Consider the following 13,029-nt stretch of genomic DNA (forward strand, 5'->3'; position numbering starts at 1 on the left):
CAGGACCATCCTGCTAACTAACGCCGTATTAACGCAGCACACCCTTCATTTTCGGAGTCAGCGCGCCGTAATCATTAATTGTGCGATAAGTAATGTTGCTACCAGCATCCGATGGCAGTTTAACGGAGGTTTTTCCCATCGGCGGTACCAGCGCATTTTCTAATACCCGGGTTCCGGCGTTGAGTTCAGTGACCGTCAGATAGTAAGGCGTTGGGTTCGTTAGCGTGAGCGATGAACCGCTGCGGCTAAAGCTCAGCTTTTCCGCCGCCTGATCCGGCGGCAACGCCAGCTTAGCGGGGCGGTAATAGAGCTTGATACGGCTGATAATCGCCAATTGTAGGGTGTTATTGCTGAGCTTGGATTTGTCCATCGAAGGGATGGCCTTGACGTTAATCCAGAACAGACTTTCGCGGTCCTGGGGCAATTGCTGATTGGTTGCGTCAATAATGCGCAGGGTGTTCTCTTTTTTCCCCTGCATGGCAAACAGCGGTGGGGTTATCACAAAGCGACCATCTTTGCCACCATCCACGTTCTCCACCCACGACTGAATCAGATAGGTGCTGCTATCGTCATTATTGCTTACGCCTAACTGAACTTGCTTTTGCCCCGCCGGATAGATAACACGCGTAGCGCCAAGCGCGACGCCAGCCTGCACCCATGCGGAGTAACTGCTTGCGGTAATCATCAATAATCCCGCCAGCATTCCTCGCGTCATCCCCAGTCTCTTTTTCACGTTTACCCCTTTTGTACTCACCGTTGTTTCCTACTTTCGGCATATTTGCTGGTTAATTACTGATAGGTCAGAGAGAACCAAACTTGCGCGTTTGCTGCTCCCCCAGTGACCTGATTGCCGGTCGCCCGATATTTGGCTACGAAATGCAGCGTGGTGGGTCCGGTATAAAGCCGCCGCCAGGAGCCAGGCGGGCTATTTAGCTGAATTAATTGGTCTTCTTTATCAAATATCGCAATACCTAAGCCAGTCGCGATACCCGGCCCTTCACCAACCGAGAGCACGTCCGGATTTTTGCCATCGGCCGCGCCATGAAACGATATAGCAACATTCCGGCTGACCGCCGTGCTGCAGTCCTGAAGGTGAATATCAAATGGCGCGGGGTTAGCATCTTCCCCTGTTGAATGAAAGCGATTACTGCTGATCTGACCCATATTGACCGTCAACTGCAGGTCTCCCGCTGCAACGCGGCAGGATTCGGCAATAATGATGCCCTGAAAGCGCATATTTCCGCCGGGTAACGTCACATTCCAGTTATTTCCGGCCAGCGCGAGCGGCGACAGTAAAAAAAACAGCAGACCAGATTTCATTCCTTGCATCGTTATCATCCCAGTCCTGTCGTTGATAACGGGCCATCCTGGCCCGGGCTGCGTCCTTGCGTCATGAGTGAATTATTGGTACTGCACTTTGAAGGTCGCGTCGGCGTTAGCAATACCTGGGGTTGCTGCGCCAGTCGCGTAGTAGCGAGCCTGGAATGGAATGATATTAGTACCATTGTTCAGGGTGGTTGCATTGCTAAAAGCAGTGCCGTTCATATCCAGCGGTTTGCCGGATTTATCAAGAATCTGTATACCAACATTTGTGGCACTGCCAGCAGCAGAGCTCTGCAGAGCCAGGACATTCGGGGTTTTTTCATTAATTGCAGTGCCAGTAAAGGCCACACTCGCTGTTTTGGAAACATCTGTATCGCAGTCATTCAACTGAATATTAAAACCGACCACAGAGCTAGTGTTGCCTTCAGCAGCAAGTTTGGCTGAACGAACCTGACCTAACTGAACGGTCTGATCTATCGAACCGGCATCGACTGCACAGGCTGCGTTGATGACTTCACCTTTAAAATGCACTGTACCGCCATTTACCACGATGGTATCATCGGCCAGTGCCGCTGCGGAGTTGAGGGACAGAGCAGCCATAGCCGCAATACATAATGTATTTACTTTCATACTTTAATCCTTATATAACTATTTTAACTATAAATTTTTTTAATATACAACTCACAGACTGTATTATATTTTACAATATATCCGCTGGAATTAGCCCTAATTATTAAATCCTCCTCCAAACCAAAACTCTTTAACGTACGCTTTAAATTCCCCATAACTTGCCAAAGCCTTTGATTTGAAGATTTTAAACTATTCAACTCCCAAACATTCGTCATTATTTCATTATCGCAAACCACCCTCCCTTGAGAATTATTCAAAAGATACTCGAATAAACTAGCCATCGTACGCCTAAAGACAACCTTTGACATTTTTTCACTAAGTCTAAATAGAGTCCTGTTTTCTATAGAATAGAAATAAAACTCATTTATTTTATAACCAATTAAAAAATGTCTTTTCTCCATTTATCAGATTAGCCCATGAGTTAGTATTTAGTGATACGGTTTTCAGCCCAGAAAAAACTCAGGAAATAAAATTAAACAACAAGCCTTTAATATGCAAGAAAATAACCAATCACAATATGTGAAGAATTAAAAAACATAAAAAACAATAATCACAGAATAATATGCTAAAAAAAAGCATAAAATAAGATAAAAAAAACAAAAAAACCAATCAAAAGGTTTGGTGTCTCTTAAAAATCATATTAAAAATATGCATTTTAAATTATAACAAAGCTATTGTTTTTTTGATTTAGATCAATTTTTTGTTTAGGTAAATTTTAATAAACCATATAAAAAATGACTTTTGTACAAAATCTAGGCTTTGTTGAATAAATCAGATTTCGGGTGGCGTTGAAATTTTGGTGAGTTGAAGGATCAGGGGACGCCTGGAAAACGGAAAATATCCTACGTCAAGCCTGTTTTTTGTACATGCTGCTATCTACTGAGCGTAACGAACGGTATTTTCCCTGACCCAGCTTAAGGTTTGTTCGCCAGACGTAATCCCCACTCAGGTTGATGTGTTCCCATCCCAGCGGGGACAGATGAGAAATCATATCCCGGCGAAGCACTTTAAGATGGTGCGCTACTACGGATTTTTATCCAACCGGAAACGGGGCGAGCTGCTGCCGAAGGTGTATGAAGCCCTGGAGATGGAAGAGCGGAAAAAACCGGAGCAGCCGGGCTTCGCTGCACTTATGAAGGCGTTCCTGCGCACGGACCCGTACAAATGCATCCTGTGCGGCAACCGCCTGCGTTTTGTCAGCGCGCAGGCCGGCAGGCATGCGTCGGAATTAGTGGCCGAAAGGCTGCATAACATTGACCGTAAACGATGGCTTCAGGCACAGGCCGCAGGATAAGTGCGCCTGAAAAATGAGTTTAAGGTCAAAAAGAATCGAAATTCGTATTTTATTAACACAGGAGCCACAACCTCATGCCATCGTTGCGCGTCTGACGACAATATTCATGGTCAGGAAATGTTTAAAACGATGATTCAGTTTCCCAACCATGAACGTTGTTTTTGGTAAACCGGCATAAAATGGCTTCCGGCTCTGCGGCCCCCTGTTTTAGGGGTTCGACGCTCAATGGAACGGTTTCACACGCGAAGACTATTTTGTCTGATAAATCAAAATATTATGGACAGTGAGAATCATATTGAAAAACGGCACATAGTACACATGCGTGTGTGTTAATCGATTTTTCAGACGGATTTTTTCTCCTAACGTGAGATTTCGGTCGACTGAGCATCAGGCCCCTTATTCTTCGCGTCTTCATCACTAAAAATTGACATACATCTCAGAGCCACTAATTTTTCGTAAAAAAGCTGAATTTTATTGTTCCTCGTTCAACTCCGGGGTGACCCGGCTTAAATTTACATTTTTTAAAGGCAGTCTGAGTTTCCCTGAAGAAAATCTCATCACCCGTAGTGTTTACCGAATCAACATCCCCTTTTTCATTAACATATGCCGCATAATCAACAGTACCTTCAATTCTTAATGCCTGAGCCTTAGTCGGCATCACAGGTTCGGGACAGCTTATGCGTTCTGGCTTTTCATCAGACAGATTTTCAACTGCACATGCCACATTTGATATAAGTGCAGTACAAACGAGAAGTAATAATAATTTCATAAGACTAGCGTTCCGAGAGATTCAGCTGACGCCGTTTTACTTCCGGCATTTCTTCGATGCCTTTCGCGCCCATGCTGGGCGCACACATTCTCCTCGTCCTAAATGACGAGGAGAATGTTAAAATATCATTACCTAAGTCCAATCCTGATAGCCGTTTTCGTGAATCCAGACAAGCCCTGCAGGACAAGCATCAGATAAAAACCAATACCCATTAAAAGCGCCACACTCCATCTCTTCAGGAGAATTTGGGAAACTTTCTCTAAATTTAGAGACCTGTTCTTTTATTGTACCCGTCCAGAACTCGCCACTGTTTCCAAACTTTACTTTACCCTCATACATCAAACGCTCTATAAACCAGAAAAATAACTCTTTCTCTTCATCAAATGACAGCGTCACCTTACCTGCTAGACTAGCTGGGTGAATATTTTCCCAAATCGTAACCATTGATGCCCCTTCAAGGGATTCCTTCCTTTTTTTATATTCATCATTCGTAATCATATATAACCCCATATCTAAACTTGATTTCAAACTTGTTGTCAGAGAGGTTCGAAACTGTATTTATATCTTTATTCCCGATAATGTCAATTGTCCATCGAGCTTTAGACTCTTGCGCACTAGTAGAATAATTTCTCAAATTTATAATTTTCCCGTCATACTTAGCGTAGTACACAACACCTTTTGCGTTTCTCACCTCGATAAGACCTGTTGATATCAGACCGGCAAGCAGAAAGCCATACCTGGCAGAGGACAAACACGACATCGAAACTCCGTTTTCTGAAATGTTATGCAATTTAATGTCCATTAAATTTTCACAATTAAACATAAAGTGCACATTGCTTAATGTCATGTTTCAGATGCCGTCAGCGTATGGGAGGCGTTTACGCCGGAGACCCCGCAGCGAAGCGAGGACAAAAAAAGCATTACGGCTTTAGCCGTAATAATCCCCCATCCTTGTATCTAACAGTTTGTGGTGATTAGCTACCACCACTGAAGCAGAGTGAGCCGCCCCCTTCCCTTAAGGTCAGAAAAGTCGGCACCGCTGAACCTTGATTTGCAGCACATGGCCCTCCGCTTCACCTTTCACGCCAGCACATCAGGTTGAACGGTTACCGGGAGCTCGACTCCGTATGTACAAGGCGAACAGGCGTGACGGTTTATGTGAGAGGAGTTTGACCATGTTTCCAGTCGGCATTGACGTAAGTAAAAACACCCTGGATCTTTGCATGCTTTATGATGGTATCAAAGGACGCATAAAAACCCGTAACATCCAGAATAACAGGCATTCAGTTGAAAATATTCTTCGCTGGCTCAGGCTTCAACATTGCAGTCCGGAAGATGTTCATGTGGTAATGGAAGCTACCGGTGTTTATCACGAACGGCTGGCCACTGAATTACATGATGCCGGTTTCCAGGTTTCACTGGCCAACCCTCACCGTAGTCGGGAGTTTGCACGTGGCATGGGAATCATGACAAAAACGGATAAGGTGGATGCATATATGCTGGCCTGTTACGCATTCCTTAAGAAGCCACACCGCTGGGAGCCGCCGGCACCCGAAATCAGATATCTCGGTGCACTCCTGCGACGGCGGGATGTTCTGCTGGGTGATGCCCTGCGTGAGGAGAACAGGCTGGAAAAATACCTGTCGACAGACACACCTGCAGATATTATCAGTTCCTGCAGGCGTATGGCGCAGCTTCTGCGCGAGGAGGTAAGTAATATCGAGCGGCAGATAAAAGCACATATCAAAGCCAGCCCTGCACTGAGGCGTGATTATACACTGCTGACCTCAATTAAATCGGTTGGTCCCCAGCTGGGGATGCATATGCTGGTCGTGCCTCGCAGCCATAACTTTGTATCGGCTGAGCAGGCTGCCGCCTTTCTGGGCGTGGTGCCGATCGAGAAACGCTCAGGCACATCGGTCCGGAGCCGACCGCGGATGTCGAAAATCGGCCCCCCTCAGTTGAGAGCGAAGCTTTACATGTCCGCCCTGTGCGGAAAAATCTACAATAAGCGAATGCGTAATATTTACGATGAGATGTGCCTGCGGGGTAAACCTAAAATGGTGGCCATTGGCGCGCTGATGCGGAAACTGGTGCACTGGTGTTATGGCGTCCTGAAGACCGGAACCGTTTTTAATGACGAAGGCCTGAAACCGGTACTGTCATCCTGACGATACCAGGCTGGCATTAAACTCAAGGTAACGCTCACTGCAATAAGTGAGCGCAGTCCGCTATGAGCGAACAGCGGAAGTTCGCATATGGTTTTAGTCTGATGAAGGCATTACTTAAAGGGTGGTGTGGTAGATACATACCACCCGTAATAGCGTATCGTTTTCTTTTACAAACCGGATAGCAGTGCCCTCAATCGCAGGAGTGATTATGAATGCTAGCGAGATTTTCGTTTCAGTCGATATTGAAACATCCGGCCCGGTCCCGGGATTATTTAGTCTGCTTTCCATTGGGGCCTGTCTGGTGCATGCGCCCGACGTGCGTTTTTATGCCGAGTTGAAGCCTGACTGTACTGGCTTTGATCCTGAGGCGCTGGCAGTGACGGGATTTAACCTTCAGGCACTGGCTACCACCGGCATAGCCCCCGCGGACGCCATGCTTCAGTTATCCACCTGGCTCACATCCCACCTTCAACCGAGCCAGAAGCCGGTCTTTACGGGACTGAATGCCCCCTTTGACTGGTCATTCATCAATTACTACTTCCATAAATATACGGGGAACAACCCATTTGGCTTCAGTGCATTAGATATTAAAGCTTACTTTATGGGGGCAACAGGCTGTACGTGGTCTGAGACCAAATCATCAATGATGACACAGCGTTTATCTGCCAAAGGAAGACCCAGCCATAATGCTCTGGATGATGCATTATTTCAGGCAGAGCTTTTTGCGTTGATGCAAAATAAAGGGTCTTGATGAATTGGGTCCGTTAAGGCCGCGACAAGGATGCTGCATACACTGCCTCTTGATACCTGCCCTCCCGAAATATCCAGGCTTTAATGCCTGCGGTCGATGGTGACGTGCCGACAATCACCGCCACGGGATGGGGAAGATCATGTGCATTTTGCCTCGCGAATCTCGCAAAACTGGCAATGTCAGTCCCTGAGATGTGAGGAACTGCCTGCGGATGCGTATGCCAGTATCCAACCAAGCGCAATCCCTTCCTGTTTGCGTTCTCGATTTCAATGCGGCAGCGATCGCTGCTCAGTTCGAGCCACGTTCTGCCAGCGCGGTCCGCAGGATGTGGCGCTGAAGCATGACACAGTACAATGCCGCCGGGATGGGCGGGATCGACAAACAGCTGCCCGCCTCGCTCATTTTCTCCCTGTGACTGCCGGTAGTGACCGAACATCTCAGAGACCTGCCGCCCAACCTGCAGCTCCGCATTCATATCCGGCCAGGCCCAGCGCCATGCTATTTCATTCATGCGTTTTGCCCGGGTTTCGGCCAGTTACGTTCAAAAATACTCTGGACAACTCCTTCAGGAAGTACAGGTCCCGTATAGCGTCCTCCTAACACTCCGGCCTCATCAGGGCGATACACACTGGAATGCCATTGAGTGACATCCCCTACAGTCGTCAGGTAACGTATTGCGGCCTGAGTGACCATTGTTGCAACACCATTCATTCCCGCCGAGCCTCCCGGTATAAAACTTTCACCACAGGCAGGAAGAGGCACAACGCCCCCATCCGGCCAGTCGGTAAACCGGTGCCTGAAGTCACCTCTATCGCTAAAAAGATATCTTGCATCAAAGCGGCCTTCAGGTGCGATCAGTGCATGCCCGACAAGTGTATGCGGCTCACTCCAGGCCTGTATCAGCCCCCATTTCGCTCCGGAGGCTTTCTTTTCCCAGAGGGCAGACTCTGATTCCCAGTCAGCTGTCGTGATAATAACCAGATCAACATCCTCGAAAATATCGGGTTTTTGACTCATAACCCATTCGATGTATGTATCCAGCGCGGTGACATCAAGCACAGGCAGATCCTGAAGCAGACGATGGCGCATGGCCTGAGACTTAAATTTGCCTAAATCCTCAGCACCCAGCATATGCCGCCCCAGATTGGGTGACTCCAGTCTGTCAGGATCGATAAGGGTCAGCCTGCCCAGACCGGCCTTGGCGAGTTGAATACTCACAGCAGATCCCAGCGACCCTACACCGACAAAGACAACATGCGAGTTCTCAAGTGTTTTTGCTGTGTTACTTCGATCCCGTGAAAAAAATGCCCCACGATCAATAACGTTCACACGCGATGACAGAATACTGGCCGGAGGTCCTTCTTTCTTTAACCCGGACTGACGGCGTGAGGATCTCAGGCCGTAAAAATTTGTACGGTCTGTTTCCTTCTTTCTGGTGCACAGGTTAACAGTAAATCTTGCCGCCCCGTCCCCACCCGGTAATGCCATGACAACCCATCGAGAAAGCAAAGCACTACTTTTTTCTGACCATTCAGACATCGCGGCCAGGGATTCTTCAGAAATATGGGGAGCAAGCCATTCGAGAAACGCGTGAGGTTCAGGCACCTTAATGCCAGGCAAAGACGTCAGTTTGACAAAGAAACCTGCTTCATGGGGGCTTCTTATCACAACCGAACGGCCAGTGGCATGTCTGAAATGCCGGCGGATAGCGTTCTTGTCAGACGAAACCCATACCGGGTTGAGACCAGTATGTCCGGTATACCTCGGATCGCTTACAACATACAAAACTGAACCCGATTCAGGCTCTCCCAGAAGAATCAGGTTACGTGCCGATCGTTTAAGCTGCCAGAGCCAGTAAGTGGAAATTTCATTCTGAAACTCCATCTCACGCCGTGCAGGATCTGCGTTTTCCAGAGAAAAAGACACAATGCTCGCAAAACGGGACAAGCTGTCATGAACAATTTTCTCAGGCGAGCCCGTAACGGGCTTTTCCCTGAATCCATGGAGACACAACCCGGACGCCATGGCATGGGGCCAGACTAACCACGGTGAAGGTTCAACCTGAAGGCTAGGGGATTCAGACGGGAAACCGTTGGGAAAACCAATCCGTAGTCTTCGCTCAAGGCCGGTGTAATCAGCGGGTAAAGGAAAATAAAAGGCGGCCGCCTCACCGACCCGCAATTCTGCGGGCCTGAGAAGAGTCGAAGCATTATCCGCGCCCAGACAGTCTTTAAGGGCGGAAATGCCGCGTTGTATCATCTCATCATTCATATCAGCCGAGTCGCCCGACAGGTGCCACATTTGCCTGAGACTGGTTACTGCTGACTGAACTCCCGAACAGAGACCCCATTGCGACAGAGTTTCGTGTCACACCGTCTTGCCGCCCGGGCATCGTCCAGTTTGCCGGAATGCTCTCGTTAACTTCGCGAACGAATGTCGGACCAATACCGAACTGCTCCTGGACCGCCTTCGCAAAGGTTTCTGTCGACGCGTGGCTGTCGAGCCCCAGCGTCAGCGCCGAACGGGCACTCGCATGCCATTTATTAAAGGCATCAACGTATTTATAACCTTCATCTGGGCGATTCCATTTTTCCGCAAAATTCTCGCCGTTATCTTCAGGATTGCAGACGTAATACTCATTACTGTAACGGTGAATATGGTCAGGCATCCTGTTCACGATTGCCAGGATAGCCTGAAGCGGGGTGAAGGCGGTATATTCTGACTGCGCGACAACATCCAGATAAGCGTGAGTCGCAAGCGTGGTGATAACTGCCGAAATAGGCCGGTATCCTTCATTTTTCGTCCTGATCGCCCATTCATCCCTGTGCCTTTTCATCAGTTTAATGCTCGCACGTAACGGATCATCTTTTTGATATTCTTTATATTCAGGCAGCGGGGCCTGGGTCGCAGAGTCCATTGCTGCACGACTTTTATTAAACTCAACAACATGTTCAAGCATGATGTCATGCTTTGACGCATCATGCAGCCAGTCTGCATAAGGAATGGGACTGCTTGCCTTCCAGCCGTGCTCCCTGTCGGGTACTTCGAGCATGCCCAGTCCGTCGCTTTGCTCATTATGATGGCAGGGACGTGCAGGTGTGACATCAATGTGGAAACCCGGATTTTCATCGGCGTAAACAATCCTGACACCGCGACGAAGTTGTTGAATATCCTCCTGAACCCTACTGCCCTCCTGGAAACGACGTTCAATGACCTCTAATACAGTCCGGGCATCGATCCCTCTGGCATGGGGTAACCAGACAATCGCATCTGCATCAATTGTCCCGAGATCTGCTGGCGCCCCAGGCACCGGGTTAATCGTTGTCTGAAGACGCATAGAACCCTGGGGAAAAATATGGGCATCCGCAAGCAGGGGATCATCGGCAGCAGAAAGAATTTTTTCCAGCTGAGAGTAGCGAGCATCAATAACGCTGTACTGAGCTGCTGATAACGAAATTTTTCGGGCTGCACGGAGAAGAAAATACTCCCAGCTGCGGTGTTTAGTCTGTTCGTTACTCATGGACGTTGCTCCTCTGTACATCCGATGCTAAGCATGGGGCGAAACTGGTTTGCGTTATTTTTGTCACGGTCAAAGATGATGTAGGGATGCTGATGCTGGGTCGTCAGCAAAGCCCCAAATTCAATGGCCAGCGCAGCAGGCACCGCGGCAAAAACATGAATGGCCTGGGTCGTGGTGGCTTCTAACTGACTGAGCAGCTTCTGCAGCTCATCTCTGAACGCATGGATGACCCTGCGGTTTGTCACCATGGCATAGCTGGGTTCAGGGACAGTGAATTCTACAATCCGGGCACCCGGCAGTGCGGCGGTAACATCGCCTCGCGGTACCGCTGCGGAAAGAGACAGCACCAGAGCAACTGGCCCCTCACCTTGCGGAAGTTCAGAAGAGGTAAACGCCGGCGGCAGGGCATCTGTATCCGGCCAGCGCAATATATGTTCCCTGTTAAATGAATACTGAAAGCGTTTATAGCGGTCGCCAATGGTCTGGCCGAGGAAAAACAACGCCGGAATATCCGCAAGCCCAACTATGGCCAGCGCCGGCTTATCGCCAAATTGCCCCCCGCGGCGGGCAAGCCCGGCCTCGAGTTTTTCAGTGATTAAATCCTTAATCGCCTGCCAGTAACTCGCATCCCTTCCCCGTGAACTGGGCTCAGGGAACACAACCGTAACCGGATGGCACTGTGCCGTCAGCCCTTCTGCAGACATGGCGGTAAGAAGGGCCTGCGCCGGAATTGCAACCAGAGTCTGATGATGCTGGCTTTGAACGATAACCGGTATGGCGCGTTCCTCCCCGGGCGTGGAAGCCGCTAGGCGAATTCTGGTCAGGCAGGCAGAGTGAAGTCCGCTAAGATCGTCTTCGGGATAATTATCGCCGTCACGATCAACCCGATCATGGCATCCCGGACACAGTAGCATAAGATTCTCGCTGTCATTCGTCAGTGCCAGGGCCTCTTCTTCGCTGTGTGTGGCGTTTCCCCTGGGGCCTTTCGGGCTGGCAGGAAGAATATGGGCTACTTCTCCCCATTTCATCGGCGTACCGATACGAAAATCATGTGTCAGATCGGTTCCGCAGAGCTCACAATGACCCGCAGCACGGATCCAGACCAGAGTTTTCACTTCAGGGCTAGTGTTAAAACGCCCACTCGAATCATCCGCCTTTTTTTTCGCATTCACGTAAGGGCACTCCTGAAAAGGAAAAACCATTAGCACGGGAAATAATGAAATAGGTACTGTTCATCTTTTTTTCAATACGCAACCGCGAAAAATATAACTCGTGAAACAAAATACGGAGCGGACTGCCTAAGCGCTGCCAGGTCTGCATTTGGCACAAAGCAGACGTTAAGACTTACAGCATCGGGAAACTTCTGGATGCCGCGTCAGCGGCATGGAGGCGCCAGATGAGGTTACATGTGTCTGTGGAGTCAAATGGCGCCGAAAGCCCGGCGTAGCCGGTTGCCGGGCTATAAATTCTGCCACCCTCCCCCTGCCCTGATTAGCTTTAACCCGCTAATAGCAATGAAGAAGTTAATGTAATCCCTTTTAACCCCGGTGAGCGGGCTTTACGGCGTTTACGACGTAAAGGGCGTGATTTCCGGGGCCTTAGCGGCGGCAGCTTGCTGCTGACGCTTAGGGGGATGTTCATCAACTATTTCAGCGACACCAGGGAACTTAACACGGTAGCTGCAAAGCCATATCCGCTTAAAACGCCACAGACGACTCTGTACGCGGTCGGACTGGTCCCGATTAGCTACCGAAACTGGTGAGAAGGCTCTTCTCACATACCATAAAGAATCCCCTTAGAGCTCGGGTTGTTAGCGCAGTTCCCTGATGTCTCGCTGTACCTCGGAAACCGGCTTCGGGTAAGTTTCGTCGGCTGCGGCCAGCTAAAGTAGGAAGGTCAAAAACGACCTTAACGTATAAAAATTTTCGATATCCAAACTGACCCCCTTCAGGACGTTATCGACCCCCGTCTTACCACACGTCTTGCAGCAACCCGGCCAGACACCGCCGACGGTTGCTGGAGCTCTATCGTGAATATGGACCGCTTTCACTTGTTAACCGTGAATCTGGCCCGATTGGTATAGCTAACCGCTGTCGCGAAAAATCCAGCCATAACCAGTTACCTGATAGTCTTGCCCGCGACGCACTCAGTATTATCCGCGAGCGGTATACTGACTTTGGGCCAGGTTCACAATGGTACGTGAGAAACTCGCAGAACTGCACTGATTGTGGGTCAGAGTCAAACGATAGATAATGTTGTAAGTAAGTTACAGAGTTCTTATATTTACCATACTTTCGATGAATAATATTATCTTCGTACTCTCTTATGGATTATTATTTTTTTTTGATTAAATGAATTTTTACTTCTTTATGAAAATTGAATAAATAATATTGGCTGCTATATTTAAATAATGTAATTTCATGCGAGTTCTTGATTTCGAATCAAGACATAGCGAATTCATTTATCTTTCATATACATAATACTTCTGACTTGAAATTTAACAAGCATGAGAATTTGTTTATTGTTGATTTATAGCGCTGAAATTTTGTTGTTTTTGAAAATTACTATGGA

12 protein-coding genes and 2 pseudogenes are annotated in these 13,029 nt (G+C 48.4%); 4 read left to right on the plus strand and 10 right to left on the minus strand.

The window, feature by feature from the left end; all coding sequences use genetic code 11:
* Positions 1-28 precede the first annotated feature (28 nt).
* From CWM53_RS05170 to CWM53_RS32295, 4 genes and pseudogenes are all read right to left on the minus strand, one after another.
* A complete protein-coding gene (locus tag CWM53_RS05170) occupies positions 29-715 on the minus strand; it encodes a fimbria/pilus periplasmic chaperone (protein ID WP_165785025.1) in 687 nt (228 codons plus the stop codon).
* 74 nt (positions 716-789) lie between these two features.
* Positions 790-1,329 carry a fimbrial protein gene (locus tag CWM53_RS05175; RefSeq protein WP_100730256.1) on the minus strand — a complete coding sequence of 180 codons (540 nt, stop codon included), beginning with the start codon at positions 1,327-1,329 and terminating at the stop codon, positions 790-792.
* A 72-nt stretch (positions 1,330-1,401) separates the two neighbouring features.
* A complete protein-coding gene (gene fimA / locus CWM53_RS05180; protein WP_100730213.1) occupies positions 1,402-1,953 on the minus strand; it encodes a type 1 fimbrial major subunit FimA in 552 nt (183 codons plus the stop codon).
* An 847-nt stretch (positions 1,954-2,800) separates the two neighbouring features.
* Positions 2,801-2,938 (minus strand): annotated as a pseudogene (locus CWM53_RS32295) (hypothetical protein); the annotation flags it as partial.
* A gap of 27 nt (positions 2,939-2,965) precedes the next feature.
* Here CWM53_RS32295 and CWM53_RS05190 point away from each other — a divergent pair.
* Positions 2,966-3,247 carry a hypothetical protein gene (locus CWM53_RS05190; RefSeq protein WP_206053096.1) on the plus strand — a complete coding sequence of 94 codons (282 nt, stop codon included), beginning with the start codon at positions 2,966-2,968 and terminating at the stop codon, positions 3,245-3,247.
* Between the two features lie 445 nt (positions 3,248-3,692).
* Here the strand turns inward: CWM53_RS05190 and CWM53_RS05195 are convergent, their stop codons facing one another.
* Complete coding sequence (locus tag CWM53_RS05195) at positions 3,693-4,016, minus strand: TonB family protein (protein ID WP_100730211.1); 324 nt, start codon at positions 4,014-4,016, stop codon at positions 3,693-3,695.
* Between the two features lie 132 nt (positions 4,017-4,148).
* Positions 4,149-4,514, minus strand: a complete 366-nt coding sequence (locus CWM53_RS05200; RefSeq protein WP_060657159.1) for a DUF596 domain-containing protein — start codon at positions 4,512-4,514, stop codon at positions 4,149-4,151.
* A 677-nt stretch (positions 4,515-5,191) separates the two neighbouring features.
* Here CWM53_RS05200 and CWM53_RS05210 point away from each other — a divergent pair.
* Positions 5,192-6,187, plus strand: a complete 996-nt coding sequence (locus tag CWM53_RS05210; protein ID WP_100730209.1) for an IS110 family transposase — start codon at positions 5,192-5,194, stop codon at positions 6,185-6,187.
* A 208-nt stretch (positions 6,188-6,395) separates the two neighbouring features.
* A complete protein-coding gene (locus CWM53_RS05215; protein WP_000994210.1) occupies positions 6,396-6,938 on the plus strand; it encodes a 3'-5' exonuclease in 543 nt (180 codons plus the stop codon).
* Positions 6,939-6,951: 13 nt separating this feature from the next.
* On the opposite strand, the gene CWM53_RS05220 is transcribed toward CWM53_RS05215, so the two are convergent.
* From CWM53_RS05220 to CWM53_RS05235, 4 genes are read right to left on the minus strand one after another with little or no spacing between them, the layout of a single operon-like run.
* Positions 6,952-7,449: a Mov34/MPN/PAD-1 family protein gene (locus CWM53_RS05220; protein WP_048264961.1), complete on the minus strand. Its 498-nt coding sequence runs from the start codon at positions 7,447-7,449 to the stop codon at positions 6,952-6,954.
* Positions 7,446-9,209, minus strand: coding sequence for a HesA/MoeB/ThiF family protein (locus CWM53_RS05225; protein ID WP_100730255.1), 1,764 nt, complete (start codon positions 9,207-9,209; stop codon positions 7,446-7,448). Before CWM53_RS05225 ends, CWM53_RS05220 begins: the two co-directional genes overlap by 4 nt.
* 1 nt (position 9,210) lies before the next feature.
* Entirely contained in the window at positions 9,211-10,458 is a 1,248-nt protein-coding gene (locus CWM53_RS05230) for a nucleotidyltransferase (protein ID WP_100730208.1), read from the minus strand.
* Positions 10,455-11,630: an HNH endonuclease gene (locus CWM53_RS05235; RefSeq protein WP_100730207.1), complete on the minus strand. Its 1,176-nt coding sequence runs from the start codon at positions 11,628-11,630 to the stop codon at positions 10,455-10,457. The genes CWM53_RS05230 and CWM53_RS05235 overlap by 4 nt, the downstream gene beginning before the upstream one ends.
* A gap of 743 nt (positions 11,631-12,373) precedes the next feature.
* On the opposite strand from CWM53_RS05235, the pseudogene CWM53_RS31850 reads away from it, so the two are divergent.
* Positions 12,374-12,680, plus strand: a pseudogene (locus tag CWM53_RS31850) (hypothetical protein); the annotation flags it as partial.
* Between the last annotated feature and the right edge of the window lie 349 nt (positions 12,681-13,029).

Source organism: Klebsiella sp. A-Nf5, assembly GCF_002810545.1.
Lineage (GTDB): Bacteria > Pseudomonadota > Gammaproteobacteria > Enterobacterales > Enterobacteriaceae > Klebsiella > Klebsiella variicola.